This window comes from Pseudomonas sp. B21128, assembly GCF_044218865.1.
Classification (GTDB): Bacteria; Pseudomonadota; Gammaproteobacteria; order Pseudomonadales; family Pseudomonadaceae; genus Aquipseudomonas; species Aquipseudomonas iridis.
Window position 1 is genome coordinate 2732327 of sequence record NZ_CP162590.1, and the last position, 14446, is coordinate 2746772.

At 60.4% G+C, this 14446-nt stretch carries 12 protein-coding genes and 1 pseudogene; 6 read left to right on the forward strand and 7 right to left on the reverse strand.

Translation table 11 applies throughout. The features are described from left to right. Positions 1-62: 62 nt before the first annotated feature. Entirely contained in the window at positions 63-239 is a 177-nt protein-coding gene (locus AB4P91_RS12070; RefSeq protein ID WP_191627754.1) for a hypothetical protein, read from the forward strand. On the opposite strand, the gene AB4P91_RS12075 is transcribed toward AB4P91_RS12070, so the two are convergent. The 5 genes and pseudogenes from AB4P91_RS12075 to AB4P91_RS12095 form a co-directional block, all read right to left on the reverse strand. Beyond that, on the reverse strand, positions 223-1221 hold the full coding sequence (locus AB4P91_RS12075) for a lysylphosphatidylglycerol synthase transmembrane domain-containing protein (protein WP_150595670.1): 999 nt from the start codon (positions 1219-1221) through the stop codon (positions 223-225). The genes AB4P91_RS12070 and AB4P91_RS12075 overlap by 17 nt on opposite strands. Beyond that, positions 1218-1994 carry a DUF2334 domain-containing protein gene (locus AB4P91_RS12080; protein WP_150592848.1) on the reverse strand — a complete coding sequence of 259 codons (777 nt, stop codon included), beginning with the start codon at positions 1992-1994 and terminating at the stop codon, positions 1218-1220. Before AB4P91_RS12080 ends, AB4P91_RS12075 begins: the two co-directional genes overlap by 4 nt. Then, complete coding sequence (locus tag AB4P91_RS12085) at positions 1987-3099, reverse strand: glycosyltransferase family 4 protein (protein ID WP_395604957.1); 1113 nt, start codon at positions 3097-3099, stop codon at positions 1987-1989. Before AB4P91_RS12085 ends, AB4P91_RS12080 begins: the two co-directional genes overlap by 8 nt. A 354-nt stretch (positions 3100-3453) precedes the next feature. Further along, the gene (locus tag AB4P91_RS12090) at positions 3454-4218 is read right to left on the reverse strand and encodes a methyl-accepting chemotaxis protein (RefSeq protein WP_390896373.1); all 765 of its coding nucleotides are present in this window, start codon (positions 4216-4218) and stop codon (positions 3454-3456) included. A 141-nt stretch (positions 4219-4359) separates the two neighbouring features. Further along, positions 4360-5343, reverse strand: a pseudogene (locus tag AB4P91_RS12095) (cache domain-containing protein); the annotation flags it as partial. Between the two features lie 188 nt (positions 5344-5531). Here AB4P91_RS12095 and AB4P91_RS12100 point away from each other — a divergent pair. Beyond that, entirely contained in the window at positions 5532-7019 is a 1488-nt protein-coding gene (locus AB4P91_RS12100; RefSeq protein ID WP_047303179.1) for a helicase HerA-like domain-containing protein, read from the forward strand. A gap of 127 nt (positions 7020-7146) precedes the next feature. On the opposite strand, the gene AB4P91_RS12105 is transcribed toward AB4P91_RS12100, so the two are convergent. Beyond that, on the reverse strand, positions 7147-7602 hold the full coding sequence (locus tag AB4P91_RS12105) for a DUF721 domain-containing protein (RefSeq protein ID WP_042560657.1): 456 nt from the start codon (positions 7600-7602) through the stop codon (positions 7147-7149). 307 nt (positions 7603-7909) lie between these two features. Between AB4P91_RS12105 and secA the strand changes: the two genes are divergently transcribed. From secA to AB4P91_RS12125, 4 genes are all read left to right on the forward strand, one after another. After that, positions 7910-10645 carry a preprotein translocase subunit SecA gene (secA, locus tag AB4P91_RS12110; protein WP_042560656.1) on the forward strand — a complete coding sequence of 912 codons (2736 nt, stop codon included), beginning with the start codon at positions 7910-7912 and terminating at the stop codon, positions 10643-10645. 122 nt (positions 10646-10767) lie between these two features. After that, a complete protein-coding gene (gene argJ, locus AB4P91_RS12115) occupies positions 10768-11985 on the forward strand; it encodes a bifunctional glutamate N-acetyltransferase/amino-acid acetyltransferase ArgJ (RefSeq protein ID WP_150592851.1) in 1218 nt (405 codons plus the stop codon). A gap of 171 nt (positions 11986-12156) precedes the next feature. Then, the gene (locus AB4P91_RS12120; RefSeq protein WP_150595665.1) at positions 12157-12789 is read left to right on the forward strand and encodes a glutathione S-transferase family protein; all 633 of its coding nucleotides are present in this window, start codon (positions 12157-12159) and stop codon (positions 12787-12789) included. Continuing rightward, complete coding sequence (locus tag AB4P91_RS12125) at positions 12786-13730, forward strand: Nudix family hydrolase (protein WP_150595664.1); 945 nt, start codon at positions 12786-12788, stop codon at positions 13728-13730. The genes AB4P91_RS12120 and AB4P91_RS12125 overlap by 4 nt, the downstream gene beginning before the upstream one ends. A gap of 123 nt (positions 13731-13853) precedes the next feature. On the opposite strand, the gene AB4P91_RS12130 is transcribed toward AB4P91_RS12125, so the two are convergent. After that, complete coding sequence (locus AB4P91_RS12130; protein ID WP_395604871.1) at positions 13854-14438, reverse strand: cob(I)yrinic acid a,c-diamide adenosyltransferase; 585 nt, start codon at positions 14436-14438, stop codon at positions 13854-13856. Between the last annotated feature and the right edge of the window lie 8 nt (positions 14439-14446).

Genomic DNA, 14446 nt, shown 5'->3' on the forward strand with positions numbered 1-14446 from the left:
TCAATCGTCCAGGCCCTTTTTCGTATAAGTCCCGTTGCCGTTTTTTGATCCGAGGAAAAGCCATGAGCGATCCACTGGACAAAGCCACTTCCAAAGCACCCGCTACTGTGGGCGAGGGTTGTTTGAGTCGTTATGACCCGGATGATATGAGCCCGGAGGATGGCACCGAGTTTCCCGGTGCGGCCGAGTTGTGGGAACAACTCAATGATGAACAGGAAGAGGCTAAGAAGCCTGCCTGACTTTCATCAGTTTCCTCAGCAGCGGTCGCCCAAGCATCAGCAGAAACACCGGCCCACCCACCACCAGATAAAAATAAAACGTCACCACCCGCCAGATCAGAATCGCCGCCGCTGCTGTCGATTTGCCGACCATGGGTGCCAGCAGCGCCGCCGAGGTCAACTCCGCAGCGCCCGCGCCGCCGGGCAACAGACTGAACTGCCCGGCGCCCAGCGAAAGCATCTGCACCAGAAAACTCCAGGCCCACTGCAAATCCGCTCCCAGTCCGCGCAATGCCAGATACAGCACGCTGTAGCGCAGCAGCCAATGCACACAGGTCAGGGCGAAGACTTTGCTCAAGGTTTGCCATGGCAATTTCAGCGTATCGATAAATGCCGCGAGAAAATGCAGCAGCTTGCGTGCCCAGCGGCGACGGGTGCTGGGGTGCACGTTCATGCGTGCCAGCACCCGGCCGCTCAGGCGGATCAGCCGACGGTGGTAGCGCGCCAGCAGCACACAACTGCACAACCCGCCGAACAGCGACACGGCGCTGATAATCAGCAGCCATTCCATGCGGTCGCTGAGGTGTTGAAACAGGGCGTAAATCAGAATTCCGCTCAGAGCGCAGAGAAAGAACAGCAGATCGCTGAGTTGATCCATGGCAAACACCGCACTGCCACGGGCCGGTCGTACGCCGCAGCGGGCCAACAGCGCCATGATCGTCAGCGGTCCGCCGCTGCCGCCGGGTGTCGCGCAATAGGCGAACTCGGCCGCCATGACCACGCCCAGGCTTTTCAGCGGCGTGACGCGATCGCGTTGATCGCCCAGCAGCAACCGCAGGCGCAAGGTGTTGATGCCCCAGCACAGCAGAATCATGCCAAACATGATCAGCAGCCACTTCAGGGGAAAACTTTGCAGGCGCGCCCAGATGTCACTGCCACCGAGCAGCAGCGGGATCAGCACCGCAGCGAGCAGTCCGATCAGCAGCACAATGCCGCGGTTCATGCGGCGCGTTCCAGTTGACCGCGCTGTTGGGCCAGCCAGTTGATTTTGGTCATCGGTACTCGTCCATCCGTCAGGAGCCGTTCAAGGGTATTGCGCCAATAGTCGCGGGAGAACCCGTGGCGCATGTCCACCGGGTGCAATCCTAGCCGAATCACCGGCGCTTGGCGCCAGCGCTGTTCACGTTGGTCGCTGAGGATTTTTGACAGGCCACGACGCCAGGCGCTGCGGGCACTCCAGACCAAACCCGGTGCGTCGATAGGGGTGAAATCGGGCAAACGATACAGATGCTGTGGATCACTGGTGTAGCGCAACGGCAATTCGCGCAGCGCCTGGCGCGTACCTTCGCTCATCAACCAGGCCGGAGCGACGAAGCCGTGCAATGGCCAGTCGTAGCGCTGGAACATTTCAATGCCGGCGCGTAAACGGGCGAGGGCAGCCTCGTGGGACAAATGATAGAACTCGCCCTCATGGGTATAGACGCGCCGCATGAACCAGTCTCTTGGTGTGTGCGGTCGAGGCTCCGGGTCATCATGGAAAAAACCGTGAAGGGCCAATTCATCGCCACGGGCGACGCGCTCGCTCAGCAACTGCCGAAAATCCGCGTGCGCATCGAGATTGTCGTGGCGATGGAAGTCCGGCACCACCAGCCAGGTCATCGGCACGTTGCCGAGTGCATCGACCGCCTCGACAAACGGTTGATAATCCGCCCAGGTCGATGGCGCCACATCATGCAACACCAGCAGCACAGCGGGTTGGTTCAGGAGATCAGCCATTAGCCACCCGAGGAATCGCCTGGCCGAGGACCGCGTGGTAGTGACTCAGCAGGCTATCGACGACCGTGTCCCAGGCGTAATGGTGTTCGACATGTTGGCGCGCCTGAGCGCCAAGTTTGCAAACGCCGCGACTGAACAATTCGCGCACGGCATTGGCCATCGCCTGCGGGTTATTCGGTGCGCAGAGCAGGCCGCAGGAATCGGCGACGATTTCTTCAAACGCCCCGGCCGCCACCGCCACGACCGGAATACCGCAAGCCATGGCCTCAAGGATCACCAGGCCGAAAGTTTCCTGATCACCAGCGTGCAGCAGCGCATCGGCACTGGCCATCAACCGTGCCACGGTCGCTGCGGTGCAGAATTCATTGATGACACTGACGTTATCCGGCACCACGGCGGGCATCGACGAGCCGACCAACAGCAAGTGATAGCGTGGGCCGAGGCGTTGCATGCATTTGAGCAGCACTGGCAGGTTTTTCTCCTTCGAACCGCGCCCGGCGAAGATCAGCAGACGCGTGTCTTCGTCGATCCCCAGCTCGGCGCGCAGGCCTGAATCACGGGCGGCAGGGTTGAAGGTTTGCAGATCGACACCCAGTGGTTGCACAAAGACGTTGCGCACACCGAGCCCGATGAGTTTGTCAGCCATGACCTGACTGGGCGCGAGAACCCGGTCAAAGTTGCCGTAGAGCTTGGTGACGTAAGCCTCGATGTTCGGCGTGACCCACTGGCCCATGCGGTTACTGACCAACAGCGGCAGGTCGGAATGATAAAAGCCGATCACCGGCACATCCAGCTGTCGCCGGGCATCCAGAGCAGCCCACGCTGTGAGGTACGGATCGCCGACTTCAATCAGGTCCGGCTGCAAATCCTGAAGGACATTTCGCCACGGGGCCAGGCGTACCGGAAAGCGATAACCCTTGCCGAAGGGCAGGGCGGGGGCGGGAACCGTGTACACACCATCGTGTTCGCCGAATTTTGCGCCGGGAATCAGCAAGCTGTGGCGAATCCCGGATTTGATGCCCAGCCGACGGTGCTTGGCATCCAGATAAGTACGCACGCCGCCGCTGGCCGGGGCGTAGAACATGGTGATGTCGGCAATGTGCACGGTGATCATCCCTCCGCTGTTGTTCTCCCTTGGTTGACCTTTATGAAGAATAGATGTTCGGTCGGGATTTATGCGCTGGAACGAAGAGCGCCCTCACCCTAACCCTCTCCCGGAGGGAGAGGGGACTGATCGGGGTGGTTGGGGTTGTTGCGTCAACCTGGAATTCCGAGTCGAACTCAGGATTTGAACGTCTTGAAAAGCGCCCTAACTCTCTCCCGGGGGAGAGGGGTGGGCTTGTTGTATCGATCTGAACTTTTGAGCCGAACTCAGATTTGAACAGCTTGAGGATCGGCTCCCTTTCCCCCTCGCCCCCCTGGGGGAGAGGGTTGGGGTGAGGGGGGTGAGCTCTTGATCTTAAATGCGGAAACTGCCCACCAATTGCGTCAACCGCGAAGCCTGCTGCTCCAGATCCGAACACGCACGCAGCGTTGCGTGCAGGTTCTCCACGCCTTCCTGGTTCAGCGTGTTGATCTCGGTGATGTCGACGTTGATCGACTCGACCACCGCCGTCTGCTCCTCGGTCGCGGTCGCCACCGACTGGTTCATTCCGTCGATCTCGCCGATCCGCTGAGTCACGCTGTTCAGACGCTCACCGGCCAGGTTGGCGATCTCGACGCTGTCCTGGCTGTGACGCTGGCTCTCACTCATGGTGCTCACCGATTCCCGCGCACCGACTTGCAGCTCTTCGATCATGGTCTGCACTTGCTGCGCCGATTCCTGCGTGCGGTGCGCCAGGTTACGCACTTCATCCGCGACCACGGCAAAACCACGACCGGCCTCACCGGCACGCGCCGCTTCAATGGCCGCGTTGAGCGCCAGCAGGTTGGTTTGCTGGGAAATGCTGGTGATCACTTCGAGAATCTGCCCGATGTTCACGGTTTTGCTGTTGAGCGACTCGATGTTGCTGCTCGACGCACTGAGCATGCTCGACAGTTGATTCATCGCCTTGATGCTGCGATCCACCACTTGCTGGCCGTCTTCGGCGAGGCCGCGGGCGTCGCTGGCCTGATTCGAGGCCTGGGCGGCATTGCGGGCGATCTCCTGTGCGGCGGCGCCCAGCTGATTGATCGCGGCGGCGACACTGCTGGTGCGCGAAGCCTGCTGATCGGAGTTGTACATCGACGAATTAGACGCAGCGACCACGCGCAGAGCGACTTCGTTGACTTGGCCGGTGGCCGATGACACTTCGCGGATCGAACCGTGGATCCGCTCGACGAAGCGGTTGAACGCCGTCCCCAGTACACCAAATTCATCGTTATTGACGATAGTCAGGCGCTTGGTCAGGTCACCTTCGCCATCGGCGATGTCTTCCATGGCACGGGTCATGACGTGCAAAGGCTGAATCAGGATGCGGATCAACATGCCGAGCAGGGCAAGGATGATGCCGACGGCGATGATGGTCGCAATCACGGCAGAGGTGCGGAATTCGCTGAGCATCGCGAAGGCCTGGTCCTTGTCCACCGACAGGCCGATGTACCAGTTCACCGACGGCAAGCCTTTGATCGGCGCGAAGGTGACGATGCGGGTTTTGCCATCGACGGTGACTTCACTGAAATCGCTGCTGATGCGCGGGGTGTCCTGTGGATACGCTTCCTTGAGTGATTTCATCACCAAGGCTTTGTCCGGGTGCACCAAAATCTTGCCGTCGGCGCTGACCAGGAACACATAACCCATGCCGTCGAAATCCCGGGCGGCTAGGGTGTCGACCAGTGATTGCAGGCTCAGGTCGCCGCCGACCACACCGACGCTCTGGCCGGATTTTTTCGAGGCGGTGGCGACGGAGATGATCAACTGACCGGTGGCCGCATCGATGTACGGTTCGGTCAAGGTCGAGGTGCTGCTGCTCTCGGCACCTTTATACCAAGGGCGAACCCGCGGATCGAAACCGTCGGGCATCTTCACGTCCGGGCGGATGGTGAAGTGGCCAGTGGCATCGCCCAGATAGGTGGCCATAAACGTCGACGTCAGGGTTTTCTGGTCCAGCAGACTGGCGACGTTGGCGGGTTCGGGGTTGATGGCGATGTTCTGGGCGGCGTTCTCGACCAGCATAATGCGGCCGCTGAGCCAGGTCTGGATACTGCCGGCAGTGACTTCGCCCATCTCGTTTAGATAGTTGTCCAGGTCTTCACGAATCGCGTTGCGCTGTAGCCAGTCGTTGTAAAGCGTAAACGAGGCAAAAGCGGCGACGACGATGAGGGCGGCGGCAAGCAAAATTTTATGGCTGAAGCGCAGGTTTTTGTTCATGGCTTGGGGTTCCGCTAAGGTCTTAATGTCCTGGGCGTGCTTTTATAAAGACGCGCAATATGGGCAAAGGTGAATAAAAGCTGATATTTCCGTCTCTCCTTAGGGAAATGTCCTACCGACTTTTCAGTCAGGTCTACGCCTTTATCTATCGGCCATCGCGCATTAAAGATTAACCATTGGGTGACAAAATGCCTGACTCATCGCAACTCGTAATCGGCGCCGATCTCGCGGGGCAACCGATCGCACAGGCCCTGCGCCTGGCAAACCGTCACGGTCTCATCGCCGGCGCCACCGGTACCGGTAAAACCGTGACCTTGCAGCGCCTGGCCGAAGCCTTCAGCGACGCCGGCGTCGCTGTATTTGCTGCCGACATCAAGGGCGACCTGTGCGGCCTCGGTGCTGCCGGCAACCCTCAGGGCAAGGTCGCCGAACGCATCGCCGGCATGCCTTGGCTCAATCATCAGCCGCAGGCTTATCCGGTGACGTTGTGGGATATTCACGGCGAGTCCGGTCATCCATTGCGCACCACGTTGAGCGAAATGGGCCCGCTGTTGATCGGCAGTCTGTTGGAGCTCACCGACAGTCAGCAGTCGGCGTTGTATGCCGCATTCAAGGTCGCGGATCGCGAAGGGCTGTTGCTGCTGGATCTGAAGGATTTGAAAGCGCTGCTCAACCACCTCAAGGACAACCCGCAGTTGCTGGGCGAAGACGCGGCGCTGATGACCACCGGTTCCAGCCAGGCGCTGTTGCGCCGCCTGGCAACTCTGGAACAGCAGGGCGCCGAAGCCCTGTTCGGCGAGCCGGCGCTGCAGCTCGAAGACATCCTGCAACCGGCCGCCGATGGCCGTGGGCGCATTCATCTGCTGGATGCAAGTCGTCTGGTGCACGAGGCACCGAAGGTGTACGCCACGTTCCTGTTGTGGCTGCTGGCCGAATTATTCGAGCAGTTGCCGGAGCGCGGCGATGCCGACAAACCGCTGCTGGCACTGTTTTTCGATGAGGCGCATTTGCTGTTCGGCGACACTCCCAAGGCGTTGCAGGAACGGCTGGAGCAAGTGGTACGGTTGATTCGTTCCAAGGGCGTGGGTGTGTATTTCGTCACCCAATCGCCAGCCGACTTGCCGGACGACGTGCTGGCGCAGTTGGGCCTGCGCGTTCAGCACGGCTTGCGCGCATTCACCGCCAAGGAGCAGAAATCCCTGCGCGCGGTGGCGGACGGCTTCCGGCCCAATCCGGCATTCGACAGTCTGTCGGTGTTGACTGAGTTGGGGATCGGCGAGGCGCTGGTCGGCACACTGACGGAAAAAGGCACGCCGGAAATGGTTCAGCGCGTGCTGGTGGCGCCACCGCAGTCGCGGATCGGGCCGCTGACGGAAACCGAGCGCACGGTGCTGATTGCCGGGTCACCGTTCAAAGGGCGCTACGACAAACCGATCGATCGCGAGTCAGCGTATGAAATCCTGATGGGGCGTAAAGGCCTGGCGCCGGAGGCAGAGGCACCCGTGGGCAAACCTGCGGCCGAGGAACCGAGCCTGGCTGATCGTGCCGGAGAATTTCTCGGCACGGCGGCGGGCCAGGCCTTGAAGTCTGCCATGCGCCAGGCCGCCAACAACCTGGGCAAACAACTGGTGCGCGGCCTGATGGGCTCCCTGCTCGGCGGCAGCAAGCGCCGCTGATTCAATGGTGTGGCTGCAGATCTAACTGTGGGAGCGAACTTGCTCGCGAAGGGGCCGTGTCAGACGCCATGTAGGTTGAATGACACTCCGCTTTCGCGAGCAAGCTCGCTCCCACAGGGTTGGGCTTTCAGGTTTTGTCCTTTGCGTGTGCCGCCAACCGCTCCAGTGCCGCGCGCAAGCCCGGGTCACTGATCCCGTCGGCCGTGGCCTGAATGGTCGCCGCCGCGTTCGTCGACAGATCCATCGTGTGCCCGGTCGCCCCGCGCTGAACCGTCGGCGGCTGCACCTTGAACAGAATCCGCGTCAGGCTGGCGAACTCATCGAACATCTGCAATTGCCGTTGCAGGCGTTTTTGTTGATAGCGCAAGCGCGTGGCCCAGTGGCCATCGGTCACGATCAAGAGCAGATTGCCTTCACGCCACGAGGCTACATGGCAATGTTCGCGGGCAGCGGGTTGCAGTTGGCTTTCGAGCAGGCGTTGCAGATGACCCAGTCGATGGGCATGGCCGAGGATGGCTTTGAGCGGCTTGGCTTCGCGTAGCAAAACGGCGGGTGCTTTGGCCGTAAGAGGGCGAAATGCCATGATCGAACACCTGAAGTAACAGAAGCGCCATGGTAGCAGAAAGCAACGAAATCACTCGCCCATTGCTTTTGCCCCTGCTTTACCCATTAAATCAACGACTAACTTCTTTCCCGTGTGGGTTGAAGTTGAGCAAAACGCCCCTATTTTAAGTGAGCCCCGTCAAAGCGCAGTGCCAGCATCGTGGAATATCGCCACTTTCCTCACCACCGTTTCCGGGTAGAATGCTCGTTCGCATGCGGCCATGAGGGCTGCTCGGGCGACTCACGGGGCCGCCCTCCATCCCTTTAGTGTGGAAGATCCTGCCGATATGTTTGCGCCTTTGTTAAAGAAACTTTTTGGAAGCAAGAACGAGCGTGAAGTCAAACGCATGCTCAAGACGGTACAGAACGTCAATGCCTTCGAAGAGCAAATGGTAGCCCTTTCGGACGATCAATTGCGCGCCAAGACTGAAGAGTTCAAGGCCCGCATCGCCAAAGGGGAAACCCTCGACAAGCTGTTGCCAGAAGCCTTTGCGGTTGCCCGCGAAGCCGGCAAGCGTGTCATGGGTATGCGCCACTTCGACGTGCAACTCGTCGGTGGCATGACCTTGCATGAAGGCAAGATTGCCGAAATGCGTACCGGTGAGGGTAAAACCCTCGTGGCGACCCTGGGTGTTTACCTCAACGCACTGTCCGGCAAGGGCGTGCACGTTGTGACGGTGAACGACTACCTGGCGCGTCGTGACGCCAACTGGATGCGCCCGCTGTACGAATTCCTCGGCCTGACTGTCGGCGTCGTGACGCCGTTCCAGCCGCCGGAAGAGAAGCGCCAGGCTTACGCGGCGGACATCACGTACGGCACCAACAACGAGTTCGGTTTCGACTACCTGCGCGACAACATGGCGTTCAGCATGGAAGAAAAATTCCAGCGCGAACTCAATTTTGCCGTGATCGACGAAGTCGACTCCATCCTCATCGACGAAGCACGTACCCCGCTGATCATTTCCGGTCAGGCCGAGGACAGCTCCAAGCTGTACACCGAGATCAACAAACTGATCCCGCAGCTGGAACTGCACGTTGAAGAAGTCGAAGGGGAAGTCACCAAGGCTGGCCACTACACCGTTGACGAGAAGACCCGTCAGGTCGAACTCAACGAAGCCGGTCACCAGTTCATCGAAGACATGCTCACCCGCGTCGGCCTGCTGGCTGAAGGCGAGAGCCTGTACTCGGCACATAACCTGGGCCTGTTGACCCACGTTTATGCCGGTCTGCGCGCGCACAAACTGTTCAATCGCAACATTGAATACATCGTGCAGGACGGTCAGGTCGTACTGGTCGACGAACACACCGGTCGTACCATGCCGGGCCGTCGTTTGTCCGAAGGTCTGCACCAGGCCATCGAAGCCAAAGAAGGCTTGAACATTCAGGCCGAGAGCCAGACCCTGGCATCGACCACGTTCCAGAACTACTTCCGTCTTTACACCAAGCTGTCCGGCATGACCGGTACCGCTGACACCGAAGCGTTCGAATTCCACCAGATCTATGGTCTGGAGGTGATGGTCATTCCGCCGAACAAGCCGTTGGCGCGTAAGGACTTCAACGACCTGGTGTTCTTGACTGCCGAAGAGAAGTACGCGGCAATCGTGACTGACATCAAGGAAAGCATGGCGGCCGGTCGTCCGGTGCTGGTGGGTACTGCCACCATCGAAACTTCGGAGCACATGTCCGCATTGCTCGTGAAGGAAGGCATCGAACACAAGGTTCTGAACGCCAAGTTCCACGAAAAAGAAGCCGAGATCATCGCGCAGGCCGGTCGTCCGGGCGCACTGACCATTGCGACCAACATGGCCGGTCGTGGTACCGACATCCTGTTGGGCGGCAACTGGGAAGTTGAAGTGGCGTCGCTGGAAGACCCGACGCCTGAGCAGATCGCCCAGATCAAGGCCGACTGGCAGAAGCGTCACCAACAAGTGCTGGAATCCGGCGGCTTGCAGGTGATCGCGTCCGAGCGTCACGAATCGCGTCGTATCGACAACCAGCTGCGTGGCCGTGCCGGTCGCCAGGGTGATGCCGGTTCCAGCCGCTTCTACCTGTCGCTGGAAGATAGCCTGATGCGCATCTTCGCCTCTGACCGGGTGAAGAACTTCATGAAAGCCCTGGGCATGCAGCCGGGCGAAGCGATCGAGCACCGCATGGTGACCAACGCGATCGAGAAGGCGCAGCGCAAGGTTGAAGGCCGTAACTTCGACATTCGCAAGCAACTGCTCGAGTTCGATGACGTCAACAACGAACAGCGTAAAGTGATCTATCACATGCGTAACACGTTGCTGGCCGCTGACAACATTGGCGAGACCATCGCTGACTTCCGTCAGGACGTACTCAACGCCACCGTCAGCGCGCACATTCCGCCGCAATCGCTGCCAGAGCAGTGGGACGTCGCCGGTCTGGAAGCTTCGCTGCAGAGCGACTTCGGTGTGGCGCTGCCGATCCAGCAGTGGCTCGACGAAGACGATCACCTGTACGAAGAAACCCTGCGCGAGAAGCTCATGACCGAGCTGATGGCCGCGTACAACGAGAAAGAAGATCAGGCCGGTGCCGAGGCACTGCGCTCCTTCGAGAAGCAAATCGTTCTGCGTGTGCTGGATGATCTGTGGAAAGACCACCTGTCGACCATGGATCACCTGCGTCACGGCATCCACCTGCGTGGCTATGCCCAGAAAAACCCGAAGCAGGAATACAAGCGCGAGTCGTTCACGCTGTTCTCCGAGCTGCTCGATTCGATCAAGCGCGACTCGATCCGTGTGCTGTCGCACGTTCAGGTCCGCCGCGAAGATCCGGAAGCCGAAGAGCAACGTCTGCGTCAGGAAGCCGAAGCACTGGCCGCCCGCATGCAGTTCGAACACGCCGAAGCGCCAGGTCTGGAGCAACCGGAATTGCTCGGTGAAGAGGTCGATGTGGCCCTCGCTACCGCCCCGGTTCGCAACGAGCAGAAGCTGGGCCGCAACGAACTGTGCTACTGCGGTTCGGGCAAGAAATTCAAGCATTGCCACGGGCAGATCCAGTAAAACCCGTTTCAACCGCTGAAATACCCCGCGCCGCGACCGGCTCCTGCCGTCGCGGCGTTTTGCCATTTAAACCACTGCCTGCAAATGGGCGGTGCAGACATCATTGAGTAAGGAGCGCATTCATGGCTGTTGGTCTTGGTCCTTTGCCAACGTTGCACCCGGTTGCCGGTTTTGAACTCGGTATTGCTTCGGCCGGCATCAAGCGCCCCGGGCGCAAAGATGTCGTGGTGATGCGCTGCGCCGAAGGTTCGACGGTGGCGGGCGTGTTCACGTTGAACGCCTTTTGTGCAGCGCCGGTGATCCTGGCGAAGAAGCGCGTACAGAACGATGTGCGCTACTTGCTGACCAACACCGGTAACGCCAACGCCGGTACCGGTGAGCCGGGTCTGGCCGCCGCCGAGCGCACCTGCGCGAAGCTCGCTGAGCTGACCGGCGTCGATGCAAACCAGATTCTGCCTTACTCCACCGGTGTCATCGGCGAGCCACTGCCGGTCGAGAAGATCGAAGGTGCACTGCAAGCCGCACTGGACGATCTGTCGGAAAACAACTGGGAAGCGGCCGCCACCGGGATCATGACCACTGATACGTTGCCCAAGGGCGCCAGCCGCCAGTTCCAGCATGACGGCGTGACCATCACCGTCACCGGCATCAGCAAAGGCGCGGGCATGATCCGCCCGAACATGGCGACCATGCTGGGCTACATCGCTACCGACGCCAAAGTCTCCCGTGACGTTTTGCAAAACCTGATGCTCGACGGCGCCAACAAGTCGTTCAACCGCATCACCATCGACGGCGACACTTCGACCAACGACTGCTGCATGCTGATCGCCACCGGTAAAGCTGCGCTGCCGGAAATCACCCGTGCCGAAGGTGAACTGTTCGCCAAGTTGAAGCAGGCTGTGTTCGACGTGTGCATGGATGTGGCCCAGGCCATCGTGCGTGACGGCGAAGGCGCGACCAAGTTCGTGACCGTTGAAGTGAACGGCGGCGGCAATCATCAGGAATGCCTGGACGTTGGCTACACTGTGGCGCATTCGCCCCTGATCAAGACCGCGCTGTTCGCCTCCGACCCGAACTGGGGCCGTATTCTGGCGGCTGTCGGTCGTGCCGGCGTGCCGGATCTGGACGTGAGCAAGATCGACGTGTTCCTCGGTGACGTGTGCATCGCCAGCCATGGCGCCCGCGCCGCGACCTACACTGAAGCGCAGGGTTCGGCGGTGATGCAGCAGGAAGAGATCACCATCCGCATCGAACTGGGTCGCGGCGATTGCAGCGAAACCATCTGGACCACCGACCTGTCGCACGAATATGTGAAGATCAACGCCGAGTACCGGACCTGATCTGAGACCGGGTCACCTGCATCGCCAGCAGGCTGGCTCCCACAGGGTTCACTGGTGTACACAACATTAGTGAGTATCCGGGATCACTGTGGGAGCGGGCTTGCCCGCGAAGGCGGCGGTCCAGGCACTACAAGTCCCAGAGCTTTTCCACTGACGAAAAGGCGCCACACCATGCCCCTGCACCTGATCATCGGCGACAAACTGCTTTCCTCCTGGTCGTTACGCGCCGCGTTGGCGCTTGAGCTGACCGGCGCCCCCTACACCGAAGAGTTGATCAAACTCGGCAAGCCGGACACCCGTGCGCTTTTGCTCAAGCATTCGCCGACCGCCAAGGTACCGCTGCTGAAAACCGCCCGCGGCACCGTTGCCGATTCGCTGGCGATTGCCGAATACCTGGCCGAGCAGTTTCCTTCCGAGCAACTCTGGCCAACCGATATCGCCGCCCGCGCCCAAGCGCGATCAGCCTGTGCGCAGATGCACAGCGGCTTTTTCGCCATGCGCAACCACATGCCGTTCAACCTGAGCCACGACGCGCCGCTGAATCCGGTGCCGCCCGAGGTCAAGGTCGATATCGAGCGCATGCTCGCGCTGTGGGCAGAATGCCGTGCCGTCGCCACCGAGTCCGGGCCTTACCTGTTTGGCCGTGTGAGCCTGGCCGATGCGTTTTTTGCGCCGATCGCCGTGCGCCTGCGCACCTATCAGGTGAAACTGCCGGACGCCGACGAAGCCTATGTTGAAACCGTCTACCAATGGCCCGCCTTCAAGGCGTGGCAAAAGGCAGGACTGGAGGAATTGAACCCGTGAAACGCGTACACGTCGCCGCCGCCGTCATTCGTGACAGCAGTGGCAAAATCCTTATCGCCCGCCGTGCCGACACCCAGCATCAGGGTGGTTTGTGGGAGTTTCCCGGCGGCAAGGTCGAGGCCGACGAATCGGTCGAAACCGCGCTGGGCCGAGAGCTGCAAGAAGAATTGGGCATCACCGTGGATGCCGCTCGGCCGTTGATCAAGGTGCGTCACGATTACCCGGACAAGCAGGTGTTGCTGGATGTCTGGGAAGTGTCGGGTTTCAGCGGCGAGCCGCACGGCGCCGAAGGCCAGCCATTGGCCTGGGTGACGGCGAAGGAGTTGGCGAACTACGAGTTTCCTGCCGCCAACCAGCCGATCGTCGCAGCCGCACGTTTGCCGGCCGAGTACCTGATCACACCGGAAGATCTGGAAACCCCGGCCTTGCTGCGCGGGATTCAGAAGGCGATTGCCGGTGGGATCAAATTGATCCAGCTGCGCGCGCCCAATGGCTATGACCCGAAGTACCGCGATCTGGCGGTGGACGCCGCAGGGCTGTGTGCGGGCAAGGCGCAGTTGATGATCAAGGGGCCATTCGAATGGCTCGGCGATTTTCCGTCTGCCGGGTGGCACATCACGTCCGCGCAGTTGCGTAAATATGCAGCGGCGGGGCGTCCGTTGCCGGCGCAGCGCTGGCTCGCGGCGTCTTGCCATAACGCCGAAGAACTGGCGCTGGCCGAGCAGATGGGTGTGGATTTCGTGACCTTGTCGCCGGTCCAGCCGACCTTGACCCATCCTGATGCACAGCCACTGGGCTGGGAGCAGGCTTCGACGTTGATCGAGGGCTTCAGCAAACCCGTGTTTTTGTTGGGGGGAGTTGGCCCGGCGGAGCGCGAAAAGGCCTGGGGTGTCGGCGCGCAGGGTGTGGCAGGGATTCGGGCGTTCTGGCCTGAAGCCTGATTATGCGGTGATGCTGCCGGCCCTTTCGCGAGCAAGCGCGCTCCCACATTTGACTGCATTCTCACTGGATGAACGCAATCAACTGTGGGAGCGAGCTTGCTCGCGAAGGCGTCCTGCCTGGCGCTAATAATCCTGAGGCTTCGCCGCCGGCTGCCACAAAATCTCCGCAACCCCCTGACGCCGCGCAATCACCCGTGCCGCGACAAACAACAAATCCGACAACCGATTGATATACGCCAGGCCAACCCCGGCCAAGGGTTCTTCAGCATTCAAATGCTGACACCGCCGCTCGGCACTCCTTGCCAGACTCCGGCACACATGTGCCTGAGCAATCAGCATCGAACCGCCCGGCAAGATGAAATTCTCCAGCGGCCCCAACTCTTCATTCCAGACATCAATCGCAGCTTCCAGCCGCTCGATTTCCGCCGCGTTCAGTGCCTGATATTCCGGCATCGCCAGCTCGCCCCCGAGGTCGAACAGCCGATGCTGACAAGGTGCCAACACCTCGATCAGCTCGTTCAAGCCTGGATACGTCTCACGCTCGGCCATCAAACCGGCCAGTAACACGCCGACCTGACTGTTCAGCGTATCGACCTCGCCAATGGCCTCAATGCGTGGATGATCCTTGGGTACGCGGCGGCCATCGCCCAGGCCGGTTTCACCTTTGTCGCCGGTGCGGGTGTAGATTTTCGACAGGCGAAAGCCCATGGGTTACC